Genomic DNA, 14085 nt, shown 5'->3' with positions numbered 1-14085 from the left:
ACTGAAATCCGGTCAGATGTCCGTTTTAACGGACAGGCGAGAGAGCTTGTCGTAAAGCACCGAGCGGGGAATACCCAGCAGGCGGGCGGCACGGGACTTGTTGCCACGGCAGGCTGCGAGGGCATTGGTCAAGGCGGTGCGCTCGGCTTCGGCGACGATCTCGGCCAGCGGGCGAACGCTGGCGGTGGGCATTGCAACGTCCCCGGCCTGGGTGGGAAGGTGCAGAGCGGCGCGCAGCTCCGGTACGTCGATGACACTACAGGCCTCGTTCAGGGCCAGGGTCTGTTCGAGCACGTTGCGCAGCTCGCGGATGTTGCCGGGCCAATCGTGACGCTGAAGCAACGCCACGGCCTCGGCGCTGATCTCAGCGCGGGGCTCGCCGCTTTCCGCCGCGATACGGCCGAGCAGGGTCTCGCACAGGATGCCCAGGTCGGCCAGGCGGTCGCGCAGTGGAGGGACCTGGATGCGCAGCACGTTGAGGCGATAGTAGAGGTCGGAGCGGAAGCTGCCCTCGGCGACCATGGCTTCCAGGTCGCGGCTGGTGGCGGCGATCACGCGCACGTCGATGCGCTTGATCTCGTTGGAGCCGAGCGGCTCCACCTCGCCCTCCTGCAGCGCGCGCAGCAGCTTGGCCTGCAGCGCCAAGGGCATGTCGCCGACTTCGTCGAGGAACAGGGTGCCGCCGTCGGCGAGCTGGAACTTGCCCTGTCGGGTACGCTTGTCGGCGCCGGTGTAGGCCCCCGGTGCAACGCCGAAGAACTCCGCCTCGAGCAGGTTCTCGGGCACCGCGGCGACGTTGACGGCAACGAAGGGACTGGCCCCCCGCGGCGAGTCGCCGTGGATGGCCTGGGCCAGCACCTCCTTGCCGGTGCCGGTCTCGCCCAGCAGCAGTACCGGCGTGGCGCGGGCGGCGGCCAGGCGGGCACGGCGCTTGACCTCGAGTACTGCCGGGCTGGCGCCGACGAAATCGGCCAGCGCGTAGCGTGAGCCGCGGCTTGCCAGGGCGCGCCGGGCCACCGCCAGGTCGTGCTGCAGGCGGCGGTACTTGCCGATCAGCGGCGCCAAGGGGCCCAGGTCGTCGAATACGATGAAGGCCACGGCACCGTTGACCCGGCCGCTGGCCGGATCGTGCAGCGGCAGCCGCGTGACGACCAGTTGCCGTGCCTGGTATTCCATGATGTCGAGCAGAATGGGCTGCCCGCTGCGTACTACCTCGGGCATGCGTGTGTGCGGGATCACCTCGCCCACGGGGCGGCCGATCACGCTGGCCGGATCGTCGATGCCCAGCAGCCGACAGTAACAGGCGTTGATCCAGATAAGACGGCTCGATTCGTCGACCAGGATCGCTCCGGCGCTGTTGCGCTCAAGCAGCGGAAACAGCGGGCGGATCGCCTCGAGGGTCAAGCCTTGGCTCTGGCTGGCCATGCTGTTGTCCTCTCGAGGCATTGGCGTCATCTCCGGGCCGCTATGAATCACCACGCGGCGGTTTCGGGCCGCTGGGTCACAGCGCGGCGATCTTGTCGCGCTGTTCGAGCAGCACGGCGCGGGCCGCCTGGTACTCCTTGAGCTTGCCGCGCTCTTTCTCGACCACCGCCTCCGGCGCCTTGGCGACGAAGCTCTCGTTGGAAAGCTTCTTCTCGATGCCGCCGATCAGCTTGTCCTGCTTGTCGATCTCCTTGGCCAGGCGGGTGAGCTCGGCGTCCTTATCGATCAGGTCGGCCATCGGCACCAGCACCTCCATGTCGCCGACCAACTGCGTGGCCGACAGCGGCGCCTCGCTCGGGTCGTCGAGCCAGGTAGCGCTCTCCAGCTTGGCCAGCTTGGCGAGGAACAGGCGGTTGGCCTCGAGGCGTTCGCGATCCGCCTGCGAGCCCTTGGTCAGCAGCACGTCGAGCGGCTTGCCCGGAGCGATGTTCATCTCGGCGCGCACGTTGCGCACCGCCACGATCACGCCCTTGAGCCACTCGATGTCGCGGGTGGCGGCTTCGTCGAGCTTGTGGTTTTCCGGCTGCGGCCAGGGCTGCGCCATGATCGATTCGCTGCCGTCGCCCGCGGCCTTGCCCGCCAGCGGCGCCACGCGCTGCCAGATCTCCTCGCTGATGTAGGGCATCATCGGGTGGGCCAGGCGCAGGATCGCCTCCAGCACCCGCACCAGGGTGCGGCGGGTACCGCGCTTGGCCGCCTCGCTGGCGCCCTCGTCCCACAGCACCGGCTTGGAGAGCTCCAGGTACCAGTCGCAGTACTCGTTCCAGACGAACTCGTAGAGTGCTTGCGACGCATGATCGAAGCGGAACTCCTCCATCGCTTTGGTCACCTGGGCCTCGGTCTGCTGCAGACGCGAGACGATCCAGCGGTCGGCCAGCGACAGTTCGACCTCGCCACCTTGCGCACCGCAGTCCTGGCCCTCGGCGTTCATCAGCACGTAGCGCGAGGCGTTCCATAGCTTGTTGCAGAAGTTGCGGTAGCCGTCGAGGCGGCCCATGTCGAACTTGATGTCGCGCCCGGTGGTAGCCTGGGAGAGGAAGGTGAAGCGCAGCGCATCGGTGCCGTGGGGCTCGATGCCCTCGGGGAACTCGTCGCGGGTGGCCTTGGCGATGGCCTTGGCCTTCTGCGGCTGCATCATGTTGCCGGTGCGCTTCTCGAGCAGCGCGTCCAGGGTGATGCCGTCGATCAGGTCGATGGGGTCGAGCACGTTGCCCTTCGACTTGGACATCTTCTGGCCCTGGCCGTCACGCACCAGGCCATGCACGTAGACGGTCTTGAACGGCACCTCGCCGGTGAACTTGAGGGTCAGCATGATCATCCGCGCGACCCAGAAGAAGATGATATCGAAGCCGGTGACCAGCACGCTGGAGGGGTGGAAGGTCGCCAGCTCCGGGGTCTGCTCCGGCCAGCCCAGGGTGCCGAAGGTCCATAGGCCCGAGCTGAACCAGGTGTCGAGCACGTCTTCGTCCTGGGTCAGGGCGACGTCGGCGGAAAGACCATGCTTCTCGCGCGCCTCGGCCTCGGTGCGGGCGACATAAACGTTGCCGGCTTCGTCGTACCAGGCGGGAATGCGGTGGCCCCACCACAACTGGCGCGAGATACACCAGTCCTGCAGGTCGCGCATCCACGAGAAGTACATGTTCTCGTAGTTCTTGGGCACGAACTGGATGTCGCCGTTCTCCACCGCGGCGATGGCGGGCTTGGCCAGGCTCTCCACGGCGACGAACCACTGGTCCGTGAGCAGCGGCTCGATGACGTCGCCGGAGCGGTCGCCGTAGGGCAGGGTATTGTTGACCGTCTCGATCTGCTCGAGCAGCCCGGCGGCCTCCATGTCGGCGACGATCTGCTTGCGCGCCTCGAAGCGGTCGAGGCCGGCGTAGGCCTGGGGCAGGCTCGGGTCGATCTCGGGCAGCGGGCGGCCCTGGATGTCGAAGGCCTCGGCCTGGGGCAGGATCGCTGCGTCCTGGGTGAAGACGTTGATCAGCGGCAGGCCGTGGCGACGACCCACCTCGTAGTCGTTGAAGTCATGAGCCGGGGTGATCTTCACGCAGCCGGAGCCCTTCTCCATGTCGGCGTGCTCGTCGGCGACGATGGGGATGCGCCGGCCGACCAAGGGCAGCTCGACGAACTTGCCGATCAGCGAGGCGTAGCGTGGGTCATCGGGATTCACCGCCACGCCGGTATCGCCGAGCATCGTCTCGGGGCGGGTGGTGGCGACGACCAGGTAGTCGAGGCCGGCGTCGGTCTTCACGCCGTCGGCCAGCGGATAGCGGAAGTGCCAGAACTGGCCCTGCTGCTCGCGGTTCTCGACTTCGAGATCGGAGATGGCGGTGTGCAGGGTGGGGTCCCAGTTGACCAGGCGCTTGCCGCGATAGATCAGGTTCTCTTCATAGAGCCGCACGAAGACTTCCTGCACCGCCTTGTAGAAGCCGTCGTCCATGGTGAAGCGTTCGCGCGACCAATCAACGCTGGCGCCCATGCGGCGCAGCTGGCGGGTGATGTGGCCGCCGGATTCGTGCTTCCACTCCCATACCTTGTCGATGAAGGCGTCGCGGCCCAGGTCGTGGCGGCTCTTGCCCTCTTCGGCGGCGACCTTGCGCTCGACCAGCATCTGGGTGGCGATGCCGGCGTGGTCGGTGCCCACCTGCCACAGGGTGTTGTTGCCCTGCATGCGGCGCCAGCGGATCAGCGTGTCCATGATGGTGTCCTGGAACGCGTGGCCCATGTGCAGGCTGCCGGTGACGTTGGGCGGCGGGATCATGATCGAGTAGGGTTCGCCCTCGCCCGAGGGGGCGAAGCGGCCGTCGGCCTCCCAGCGCTCGTACCAGCGGGATTCGATCTGCTCGGGTTGGTAGGTCTTGTCCATGGGGCGTTCCGGGTCCAGAAATGATCGCCGCCGGGTCGTGGGCCGGGCGGCGGGAAGTCATCGAAAGCGTGCGAAAAATGGGCTCGATTATAGCGCGATGGGGCGCTTGGCGTCAGCCAACCAAGTGGCCATTCCCAGCGAAGCTGCACGGAGTCGGGGCTGATCCGGGGGCAGGCCTGCGAGGAGGCGCTGTGAACCCATCCCTGGGCGCTACTTTTGCCCTGCTTCGCTCTCGCATCCTGCTCCACTCGCAGGACCGGGGCTGGCCATCCATGGCCAGCCCGTTCGGAGCAGTGCTCCTCACCCATGGCAAAAGACCTCCTCTTCGGCCTGCCCCCGGCGCCCCTCACCTCGGCGCCCCTCACCTCGGCGCCCCTCGCTTTGGTGCCTTGGGGCTCAGCCGCGTAGCTGATGCGCTTTCACGGGATAGCCGCGCTGCTTGTAGGTCTGCCAGCACTCGCGCTTGGCGACGAGCACCTGCTGATGCTGGTTGATGATCTCGGCGACCCGCTCGAAACGCGAGAACCACTCGGGATGCCCGGGTCGAGGTTGAGCAGCGCCATGGGTGCTTCGGCACTCGGCTCGGGCGGCTGCTCCCAGCCGATGGTCACCGCCACGCTCTCGGCCATCTCGCTGCCGAGCAGGGCGTGGGGCAGGTAGGCCTCGGGGCGGAAGGTCCACAGCCGCTCGTCGAGATCACTGGCCATGGCCTCGTCCTCGGCGTGCAGGTGCAGCCGGTAGCCCTTGCCGGCGATGGTCTCGGCCAGCCGGCAGGCGAAGTCGAGCCGTGCCTCGAGGGTTGTATCAGGCAAAATGTAGAAGTCGACCTGGGTCATGTGGACTCTCTGACCTCGGTGGCAGAGGGGCTTTGTCGGCGACAGGGTTACGAGGAGGCGCTGTGAACCCATCCCTGGGCGCTACTTTTGCCATCCATGGCAAAAGACCTCCTCTTCACCCTGTCCCCGACGCCCCTCGTCTAGGTAGCAGACTCAAATGTCATTAACGAAGCGTGGATTCCCGTCGCGAGCGATGAGAGGCTGGCCGCCGCCGGAGCGGAGCGACCGGAGTTGACTGTTGCTCAATGAGGATCGTGAGCACCGCCGGCGGCCAGGATCTCGAGCGCAGCAGGGAATCCTTGTTAGATCAGCTTGGTCAACCAGCCATGCTTGTCTTCGGCCCGGCCGTACTGCAGATCGAGCAGCTTGCCGCGCAGGCGCTTGGCGATCTCGTTGCCGGCGTCGGGCATCTGGATGGTGCCGTCCTCGGTGACTAGCTGGCCCACCGGGGTGATCACCGCGGCGGTGCCGCAGGCGAAGACTTCGGCGATATCGCCGGAAGCCACGCCGTCGCGCCACTCGTCGATGCTGATGGCGCGCTCCTCCGGGGTGAAGCCTTCGTCGCGGCCGAGGGTGAGCACCGAGTCGCGGGTCACGCCCTCGAGGATGGTGTCGGTCAGGCGCGGGGTGACCAGGCGGCCGTCCTTGTAGACGAAGAACAGATTCATGCCGCCCAGCTCCTCGACCCACTTGTTCTCGGCGGCGTCGAGGAAGGCGACCTGGCTGCAGCCGTGTTTTTCGGCTTCCTTCTGGGCAGCCAGCGAGGCGGCGTAGTTGCCGCCGCACTTGGCGAAGCCGGTGCCGCCGGGGGCGGCGCGCTTGTAGTGCGAGGAGAGCCAGATCGACACCGGGGCGATGCCGCCCTTGAAGTAGGCGCCAGCGGGGGAGGCGATCACGTAGTAGTCGACCTCCTGGGCCGGACGCACGCCGAGGAACTTCTCGCTGGCGATCATGAACGGGCGCAGGTAGAGGCTCGATTCATCGGCCTCGTTGCGGGGCGTCGGCACCCAGGCGTGGTCCTGGGCGAGCAGCGCCTTGAGCGAGCCGACGAAGTCTTCGTTGCTGAGTTCGGGCAGCGCCAGACGACGGGCGCTGCGGCGGAAGCGCTCGGCATTCTTCTCCGGGCGGAACGACCACACCGAGCCGTCGGCGTGGCGGTAGGCCTTGATGCCCTCGAAGATTTCCTGGCCGTAGTGCAGCACGGCCGCCGCCGGGTCTAGGGTCAACGGGCCGTAGGGGCGCACTTCGTGGCCATGCCAGCCGGCCTCGGCCGTCCAGCGCACGTGGGCCATGTGGTCGCTGAAGTAGCGGCCGAAACCGGGGTTGGCGAGGATGTCGTCGCGAATGTTGGCTGCCGTGGGCATGGCGCTTGGCAGTGTCTCGAAGGTTGCGTTGGGCACGGCAAAAGGGTCTCCGCTATGCCGGGATTCCGGCGTTTTCTTGGGCTTCTCGTGCGCCTCGGACCCGGCGGCCCGAGGCTTGTTGCGTCAGATGTAACGGTTGCCGAAGAGGATGGCAACCTTGGCGGTGTCAGCTGTCGCTTTCGACCTGGCGCGCTTCCTCCTCGCGGTCGAGCAGGTACTGGGTCAGCAGCCCCACCGGGCGGCCGCTGGCGCCTTTCTGCTTGCCCGAGGTCCAGGCAGTGCCGGCGATGTCCAGGTGTGCCCAGGGGAACTTGTCGGCGAAGCGCGAGAGGAAGCAGGCTGCGGTGATGGTGCCAGCCGGGCGCCCGCCGATGTTGGCCATGTCGGCGAAGTTGGAGTCGAGCTGCTCCTTGTACTCGTCCCACAGTGGCAGGTGCCAGGCGCGATCCCAGGCGGCCTCGCCGGCGTCGAGCAGGTCCAGCGCCAGGTCGTCGTCGTTGGAGAGCAGGCCGGTGGCGTGGTGGCCCAGGGCGATGATGGCAGCGCCGGTGAGGGTGGCGATGTCGACCACGCTGGCAGGCTCGAAGCGTTCGGCGTAGGTCAGCGCATCGCACAGCACCAGGCGGCCCTCGGCGTCGGTGTTGAGCACTTCCACGGTCAACCCCTTGAGGGTCTTGATGATATCGCCGGGCTTGGTGGCGCGGCCGTCGGGCATGTTCTCGGCGGCGGCGACGATGAACACCAGGTTGAGCTTGGGTCGAATGCCGAGCATGGCCTTGGCGGTGCCGAATACGCTGGCGGCGCCGCACATGTCGAACTTCATCTCATCCATGGCTTCGCCGGGCTTGAGCGAGATGCCGCCGGTATCGAAGGTGATGCCCTTGCCCACCAGTACGTGGGGCGCCTCGTCGGCGCTCTCTGCGCCCTGGTACTTCATGACGATCAGCCGTGAGGGCTGTTCGCTACCGCGGCCCACCGATAGCAGGCTGTGGGCGCCAAGTTCCTCCAGGGCGGCTTCGTCGAGGATCTCGACCTCGAGAGTTCCACTCGACTCGCGGCCGAGCTGTTCGGCCTGCTCGGCCAGATAGCTCGGCGTGCAGACGTTGCCCGGCAGGTTGCCCAGGGTGCGGGTATAGGCCACGCCCTGGCCCACGGCATCGCCGATGCGCGCACCCTCGCGTGCCTCGTCCGTGGTGTCGGCGTCGCTGAGCAGCAGAGTGACCTTGTCGAGCCGCGGGCGCGGGGCCTTCTCCGACTTGAACTCGTCGAAACGGTAGACGGCGCGATGTACGGCCTCGGCGGTCATGCGGCTCTTCCAGGCCACGCTGCGCTCCGGCACCGGCACGTCAGTGAAGGCCACCGCAACGTCCTCGATCATCATCCCGGCAACGCTGGAGAAAGCGGCGTCCAGCGCCTTGATGAAGGCACGTTCCTGGCACTTGTCGCGCTCACCCAGGCCCACCAGCAGCAAGCGATCGGCGCCGAGACCGGGGGCAAAAGGAATCAGCTGTACGTTGCCCAGCTTGGCGTCGAAGTCGCCGCGCTCGATCAGTTGGCCGATCAGCCGCTCGCTGGCATCGTCGAGCTTGGCGGCGGCGGGCAGCAGGTCGCCGTCCTTGAAAACCGGTACCACGAGGCAGGCCGCTTCGGCCTTGGCGGGATTGGCCGTCTGAACTGGGAATTCCATGGTGACTCCACAAGACAAGCGATGGGGGATTCTGGATAATGCCGGCACGGCTCCAGGCCACTGCCGAATCACCCAAGTGTACTCAAGGCATGGCGCCATTGCATGGAAGACCGCTGCATGATCATTTTTCGTTACCTGGCCCGTGAAATCCTGCTCACCATGGCCGCCGTTGCCGGCGTGCTGTTGCTGGTCATCATGGGCAGCCGGTTCATCCGCTATTTCACCGATGCCGCGGAGGGCGACATTCCCGCCACCATCCTCGGCAACCTGATGCTCTACCACCTGCCCGGCTTTCTCGAGCTGATTCTGCCGTTGGCCTTCTTCCTCGGAATTCTACTGGCCTATGGACAGCTTTACCTGAACAGCGAGATCACCGTGCTGGTGGCCTGCGGTATCAGCCCCGTGCGCTTGCTGCAGGTCAGCCTGGTGCCGGCCACCCTGGTGGCAGTGCTGGTGGGGCTGTGCAGCCTGTGGCTGACGCCGGCGGGTGCTCTGCACAATGCGGTGATGCTCGAGGAGCAGCGCAGCCAGCTCGACTTCACCGCTCTGGCGCCAGGACGCTTTCAGGACTTCGGCGGTGGCCGTACCGCTTATACCGAGGCCTTCAGCGACGACGGCAGCCGCATGGTCGAGGTGTTCATCAGCGAGCGCCAGCGGCGCCGCGACGGTACTCCGGAAACCGCCGTGACGCGTGCCGGCAGCGGCTATCAGACCGTTGATCCCGAAACCGGAAGCCGTTTCCTGGTGCTGGCCGACGGTGAACGTTACAGCGTCGATCCGGGGCGTTTCGAAGCCGAGCGCCTGGAGTTCGATACCTATGCCGTGCGGCTCTCGCTAGGCGGTGAGAGGCGCGAGCTGGAGTCGGCGGAATATGCCACTACCGGTGACTTGCTGTACGACGACTCCGACCGTGCCCGCGCCCAACTGCAGTGGCGTCTCTCGCTGCCGGTGATGGTCTTCATCCTGACCCTGCTGGCGATGCCGCTCTCACGAGTCAATCCGCGTCAGGGGCGTTTCGCCAAGCTGTTGCCGGCCATCTTCCTGCATGTGTGCTATCTCAGCCTGCTGCTCGCTGCGCTGGATGCCATCGGTCGCGGGCGCTGCCGGCGGCGATCGGCATGTGGCCGATTCATCTTCTGTTCCTGGCACTGGGCCTGGGCCTGCTGATGCACAACCAGCGCAGGGGGATGCGTTGATGCTGACGGATCGTCTCGATCGCTATATCGCTCGCAACGTGCTGGGCGCGATCATCGTCGTCCAGGTGGTGCTGCTCGGCCTCGACCTGGTGATTTCGTATATCAACGACCTCGACGACGTGGAGGGGGGGTACGGCGCCTTCCAGGTGCTGCTCTACCTGTTGATGCGCCTGCCCTGGCGCTTCTACCAGTACGCCCCGGTGGCGGTGTTGATCGGGGCACTGATCGGCCTGGGCAGCATGGCCTCGAGCAACGAGCTGACGGTGATGCGTGCCGCGGGGCGCTCGCTGACGCGCATTCTATGGGGGGTGATGAAGCCCATCATCCTGGTGGTGGCGGTGGTGCTGCTGATCGCTGAATACGTCAGCCCGCGCACCGAGCAGTTCGCCAGCGCTTGGCGTCTGGAGCAGATGCAGGGTGAGGGAGCGGTGCTGGTTCAGCATGGAGGCTGGCAGCGGGAGGGCGACAGCGTCTACCGCTTCGGCGCCATTCGTGCCGACGACACCGTACTCGACCTGACCCGCTACCGCTTCGAGGGGCGTGAGCTGCGCGAGGCTACCACGGCGGAGCGTGCCGTGTGGCGCGACGGCGACTGGATGATGGAGGAAGTGGCCACCACCCGCTTCTTCGATGACCGCACCGAGGCTGAGCGTCTTGCCGAGCAGCCGTGGCAGACCAACCTGACGCCTGCCCAACTCAATCGTTTGCTGCTGCCGATCAACAGCCAGGCCCCCAGTGAGCTGTGGGCCTATGCACGCTTCCTGCACAGCCAGGGGCTGCAGGCGACCCAGCCACTGCTCTACTTCTGGCAGAAGATGCTGATGCCATTGACCATGGCCTCGCTGGTCCTGGTGGCGGCTTCGTTCGTGTTCGGCCCGCTGCGCACCGTGGCGGCGGGCACGCGGGTGTTTTACGGGGTGGTCGTCGGGCTGTCGTTCAAGTACCTGCAGGACCTTCTGGCACCGGCCTCGACGGTGTTTGGTTTCTCCCCTGTCTGGGCGGTGCTGGCGCCGACCCTGCTCAGCGCGGCACTGGGACTTTACCTGCTGCGCCGCACCGGCTGACAACGGCGTGGCGCAGTGGATGGCACCTGCGTCTTTCGGATCGACCGAAAGGCGTGCTAGGAAGAGATAGCAATGCAACGACGTTTCGATCAACTCGACGATGTGTGGCCTGCCGGCCTCGCCCGTCGCTTGGGCGCCATGCTCTATGATGCCTTTCTGGTGGCGGCGATCTGGATTCTGATTACCGTGCTGCACGTGGCATTCGTGCGCTACGTGCTGGGCATGGGCGCCGAGGAGGTTGGGGCGGGAACGCCGCAGCGTCTTACGCTGCAGTTGCTGCTGCTGGTGGGCGCCTTTCTGTTCTTCGCTTTCTCCTGGATGCGGGGCGGCATGACGCTGGGCATGCAGGCCTGGCGCCTGCGCGTGCAAACCCGCGACGGTCATTCGATCACGCTGGCGCAGAGCCTGGTGCGCTATGTGGTGGCCTGGCTGTCGCTGGCCGCCTTTGGCCTCGGTTATCTCTGGGTGCTGTTCGACACCGAGCGCCGCAGCTGGCCGGATATCGTCTCGGGAACGCGCGTGGTGGTGTTGCCCAAGGCGAAACGCGGACGGAAATGATCCTGATCAAAAAATAGTCGCTTCACCTCTTGCGATAGGCTATGCGAATCATTTACATTAACTATCGTAAGCACAGCGAGGTGATGTCGATGTATGTATGTCTTTGCAAGGGCGTATCGGACCGTAAGATCCGCGAGAGCGTGGAGAGCGGTGCGCGTAGCTGGCGGGAAGTGCAGCAGGAGACCGGCTGCGGTACCCAGTGCGGCAAGTGCGCCTGTGTCGGCAAGACCATCACTCGCGAAGCGATCAAGGCCGAAGTCATGGCCTCGGCCTGTGACCTGGCCTACGCCGTATAGCATTTGGTGCCTGTCACTGACTCACCACTGCCAATCTCTCTCATTCTTGTTGCCATTAATCCAACCGACTGTCCCGGTTGGATTTTTTGTTTCTTTGGGCTAATACTATCTACAATATTCCACCAAGCGTAAGTTACGGCAAGGCAAGGCCCAAGGTCGACGAGAGACCGACGAGACAGGGGAGACAGTCAATGAAAGGCGATGCCAAGGTCATCGAGCACCTCAACAAGGCCCTCGGCAATGAGCTCGTGGCGATCAACCAGTACTTCCTGCATGCCAAGATGTACAAGGACTGGGGCCTCAAGGCGCTGGCCAAGTGGGAGTACGACGAATCCATCGACGAAATGAAGCATGCCGACAAGCTGATCGAGCGCATTTTGTTTCTCGAGGGCATACCCAACCTTCAGGATCTCGGCAAGCTGCACATCGGCGAGAACGTGCGCGAAATGCTCGAGTGCGATCTCAAGATCGAGCATGAAGGACGCGAGGGCTACATCGAGGCCATCGCCTACTGCGAGAAGGTCAAGGATTACGTCTCACGCGATCTGTTCCGTGAGATCCTGGCCGACGAGGAAGAACACATCGATCATATCGAGACCGAACTCGGCTTGATCGACAAGGTGGGCATCGAGAACTACATGCTGCGCCAGATGCAGGAAGCCGGCGACGAGTGAGGTCGCGGCCGCTTGCCATGCCACCGGCGCCTGAGGGCGCCGGTTTTTTATAGAGCCTCTGTGACTGGCACCTGTGCCTAGAATGCCTTTTCGAGATCGAAACGCGGTACCGGCTCGCCGCGCACTTCCACGGTTTCGGTGAACATGGCCAGCGGTCGCACCCACAGGCCGTAGTCGCCGTACAGCGCGCGGTAGACCACCAGTGGCTCCTCGGTTTCGCTGTGATGAGCGACACCGAGTACCTCGTAGCGGTTGCCCTTGTAATGGCTGTAGATGCCGGGAACGGGGAGGGGGTGGGTCATTGCGTTGGGCTCCAGTTCAAGGGTCCTTGTCGTTATTGGCTGCCATCCTGGGCAGCTCGTTTGGCCAGGCGTGCCAGCACCCTCGAGGCGGCAACGAAGCCGAAGCCGCCGGTAACGAAGGTGGCCGCGCCTACGCCGGAGGCGCAGTCGAGCCGGGTCGACTCGCCGCTGCCGGGCTTTTGCAGGCAGACTTCGCCATCCGAGCCCGGGTAGACCAACTGTTCGTCAGAATAGACGCACTCCACGGAGAAGCGACGCTTGGGATTGCGCGAGAAGCCGTAGTCGCGACGCAGGCGAGCTCGAACCTTGGCCAGCAGTGGGTCGTGCTCGGTACGCGCGAGATCCGCCACCTTGATGCGTGTGGGGTCGGTCTGGCCTCCGGCGGCACCCGCCACCACGATGGGCAACTTGCGTCGCCGGCACCAGGCGATCAGCGCGGCCTTGGCCACCACGCTGTCGATGGCGTCGACCACGTAGTCGGCATCCACGGGGATGCGCTCGGTCAGGTTGGTCGGGGTGACGAAGGCTGTGTCTGCCACCACCTCGATGCCCGGCTGGATCGCCCGGCAGCGCTCGGCGAGTACGTCTACCTTGGGTCGGCCAATGGTACCGTCGAGAGCCGGGAGTTGACGATTGACGTTCGACACGCAGACATCGTCGAGATCGATCAGGGTGAGCCGGCCAATGCCCGAACGGGCCAGCGCCTCTACCGTCCAACTGCCAACGCCACCCACGCCTACCACCACGACATGGGCGCGACGAAAGCGCTCGAGGGCGCGAGTGCCGTAGAGGCGCCGAATGCCACCGAAGCGAAAATCGTAGTCGTCCTGGGGTGGCGGTGCGGCGTGCGGTGGGTGTGACGAAACAGTCATGGCAGTGTAGGTGATCTCCGGCTCGGGTGTGTCAGGTGATGGGCAGCATGGCGGCTTCGAGGCGGCGGGCCGAGGCGACCGGCAGGTGGCCGGCCCAGCCGAAGCGCTGGAACAGCGTCGTCATGGCGTTATCCAGACAACAGCTCACGGCCAGCCGGTAACCCTCGACCGGGTGCTCGAAACTCAGGCCCACGGCGGCCAACAGCAATCGCGGGCAATCCAGGCGCTCGGCGAAGAAGCGGTTGTGGTTGCCCTTGCCATGCTTGGCGTCGCCGATAATCGGGTAGCCGCGTCGCGAGAGATGGCGGCGAATCTGGTGACGCCGTCCGGTCATGGGCAGGACCTCCATCAGCGAGTAGCGGCTGGTGGGGTAGCGGTCCACTTGGACCGGCAGCTCCACGCTGTCGAGCCGCCTGATCTCGGTGATGGCTTCCAGCGCGGGCATCTCCGCCTTGGGCCGGCTGCCGTCCTCCTCGCGCAGGGCGTAGTCGAGACGCTCATGTTCGGGACCGATGCCGCGCACCACGGCCAGGTAGCGCTTGCGCGTCTGGCGCTGGGCGAAAGCCTCGCCCAGCCGAGCCGCGGTGGACGGATCCAGGGCAAAGACCATCACCCCCGAGGTGGGGCGATCGAGGCGGTGCACCGGATAGACACGCTGGCCGAGTTGGTCGCGTAGCCGCTGCAGCAGGAAGACGCTCTCGCCTTGCGCCAGCTTGGAGCGGTGGACCAGCAATCCCGACGGCTTGTGCACGGCCACCAGGTAGTCGTCCCGATGTAGAAGGGTCAAGGGTTCCGTCATGGCGGCCCGGGTCGTCTCGCAAGGGGTCGCCATTGTCGCCCTCCGCCACCGTTCTTGTCACCTTGCGTCGAACGCTAGCCCGAGCG

General features: G+C 65.6%; 11 protein-coding genes and 2 pseudogenes. 5 read left to right on the top strand and 8 right to left on the bottom strand.

The window, feature by feature from the left end; translation table 11 throughout:
* Positions 1 to 12: 12 nt before the first annotated feature.
* The 5 genes and pseudogenes from EKK97_RS20175 to EKK97_RS20155 all read right to left on the bottom strand — a co-directional run bounded on the left by EKK97_RS20175 (position 13) and on the right by EKK97_RS20155 (position 8238).
* A complete protein-coding gene (locus tag EKK97_RS20175; RefSeq protein ID WP_159554685.1) occupies positions 13 to 1425 on the bottom strand; it encodes a sigma-54 interaction domain-containing protein in 1413 nt (470 codons plus the stop codon).
* Positions 1426 to 1501: 76 nt separating this feature from the next.
* On the bottom strand, positions 1502 to 4351 hold the full coding sequence (locus EKK97_RS20170; RefSeq protein ID WP_159554683.1) for a valine--tRNA ligase: 2850 nt from the start codon (positions 4349 to 4351) through the stop codon (positions 1502 to 1504).
* 396 nt (positions 4352 to 4747) lie between these two features.
* Positions 4748 to 5187: pseudogene (locus tag EKK97_RS20165) on the bottom strand (DNA polymerase III subunit chi).
* A gap of 302 nt (positions 5188 to 5489) precedes the next feature.
* Positions 5490 to 6551, bottom strand: a complete 1062-nt coding sequence (locus tag EKK97_RS20160; RefSeq protein WP_159555887.1) for a branched-chain amino acid aminotransferase — start codon at positions 6549 to 6551, stop codon at positions 5490 to 5492.
* 166 nt (positions 6552 to 6717) lie between these two features.
* The gene (locus tag EKK97_RS20155) at positions 6718 to 8238 is read right to left on the bottom strand and encodes a leucyl aminopeptidase (RefSeq protein WP_159554681.1); all 1521 of its coding nucleotides are present in this window, start codon (positions 8236 to 8238) and stop codon (positions 6718 to 6720) included.
* 117 nt (positions 8239 to 8355) lie between these two features.
* Here EKK97_RS20155 and lptF point away from each other — a divergent pair.
* The 5 genes and pseudogenes from lptF (at position 8356) to bfr (ending at position 12026) form a co-directional block, all read left to right on the top strand.
* Positions 8356 to 9434, top strand: a pseudogene (gene lptF, locus EKK97_RS20150) (LPS export ABC transporter permease LptF).
* A complete protein-coding gene (lptG, locus tag EKK97_RS20145) occupies positions 9434 to 10498 on the top strand; it encodes an LPS export ABC transporter permease LptG (RefSeq protein ID WP_159554679.1) in 1065 nt (354 codons plus the stop codon). The pseudogene lptF and the gene lptG overlap by 1 nt, the downstream one beginning before the upstream one ends.
* Before the next feature lie 72 nt (positions 10499 to 10570).
* On the top strand, positions 10571 to 11056 hold the full coding sequence (locus EKK97_RS20140; RefSeq protein ID WP_159554677.1) for an RDD family protein: 486 nt from the start codon (positions 10571 to 10573) through the stop codon (positions 11054 to 11056).
* An 89-nt stretch (positions 11057 to 11145) separates the two neighbouring features.
* Positions 11146 to 11352 carry a (2Fe-2S)-binding protein gene (locus EKK97_RS20135; RefSeq protein ID WP_159554675.1) on the top strand — a complete coding sequence of 69 codons (207 nt, stop codon included), beginning with the start codon at positions 11146 to 11148 and terminating at the stop codon, positions 11350 to 11352.
* A 191-nt stretch (positions 11353 to 11543) separates the two neighbouring features.
* Positions 11544 to 12026, top strand: a complete 483-nt coding sequence (gene bfr / locus EKK97_RS20130; protein ID WP_159554673.1) for a bacterioferritin — start codon at positions 11544 to 11546, stop codon at positions 12024 to 12026.
* Between the two features lie 77 nt (positions 12027 to 12103).
* On the opposite strand, the gene EKK97_RS20125 is transcribed toward bfr, so the two are convergent.
* Genes EKK97_RS20125 through EKK97_RS20115 form a run of 3 tightly spaced genes read right to left on the bottom strand, consistent with a single transcriptional unit; the run spans position 12104 to position 13999 of the window.
* The gene (locus EKK97_RS20125; RefSeq protein ID WP_159554671.1) at positions 12104 to 12328 is read right to left on the bottom strand and encodes a DUF1653 domain-containing protein; all 225 of its coding nucleotides are present in this window, start codon (positions 12326 to 12328) and stop codon (positions 12104 to 12106) included.
* Positions 12329 to 12360: 32 nt separating this feature from the next.
* Positions 12361 to 13200 (bottom strand): tRNA cyclic N6-threonylcarbamoyladenosine(37) synthase TcdA, encoded by an 840-nt coding sequence (gene tcdA / locus EKK97_RS20120; RefSeq protein WP_159554669.1) that lies wholly within the window; start codon positions 13198 to 13200, stop codon positions 12361 to 12363.
* A 31-nt stretch (positions 13201 to 13231) separates the two neighbouring features.
* On the bottom strand, positions 13232 to 13999 hold the full coding sequence (locus EKK97_RS20115) for a pseudouridine synthase (protein ID WP_159555886.1): 768 nt from the start codon (positions 13997 to 13999) through the stop codon (positions 13232 to 13234).
* Positions 14000 to 14085 lie beyond the last annotated feature (86 nt).

It is taken from the genome of Billgrantia tianxiuensis, from assembly GCF_009834345.1.
GTDB lineage: Bacteria > Pseudomonadota > Gammaproteobacteria > Pseudomonadales > Halomonadaceae > Halomonas > Halomonas tianxiuensis.
This window is presented reverse-complemented; position numbering and strand designations above follow the sequence as displayed.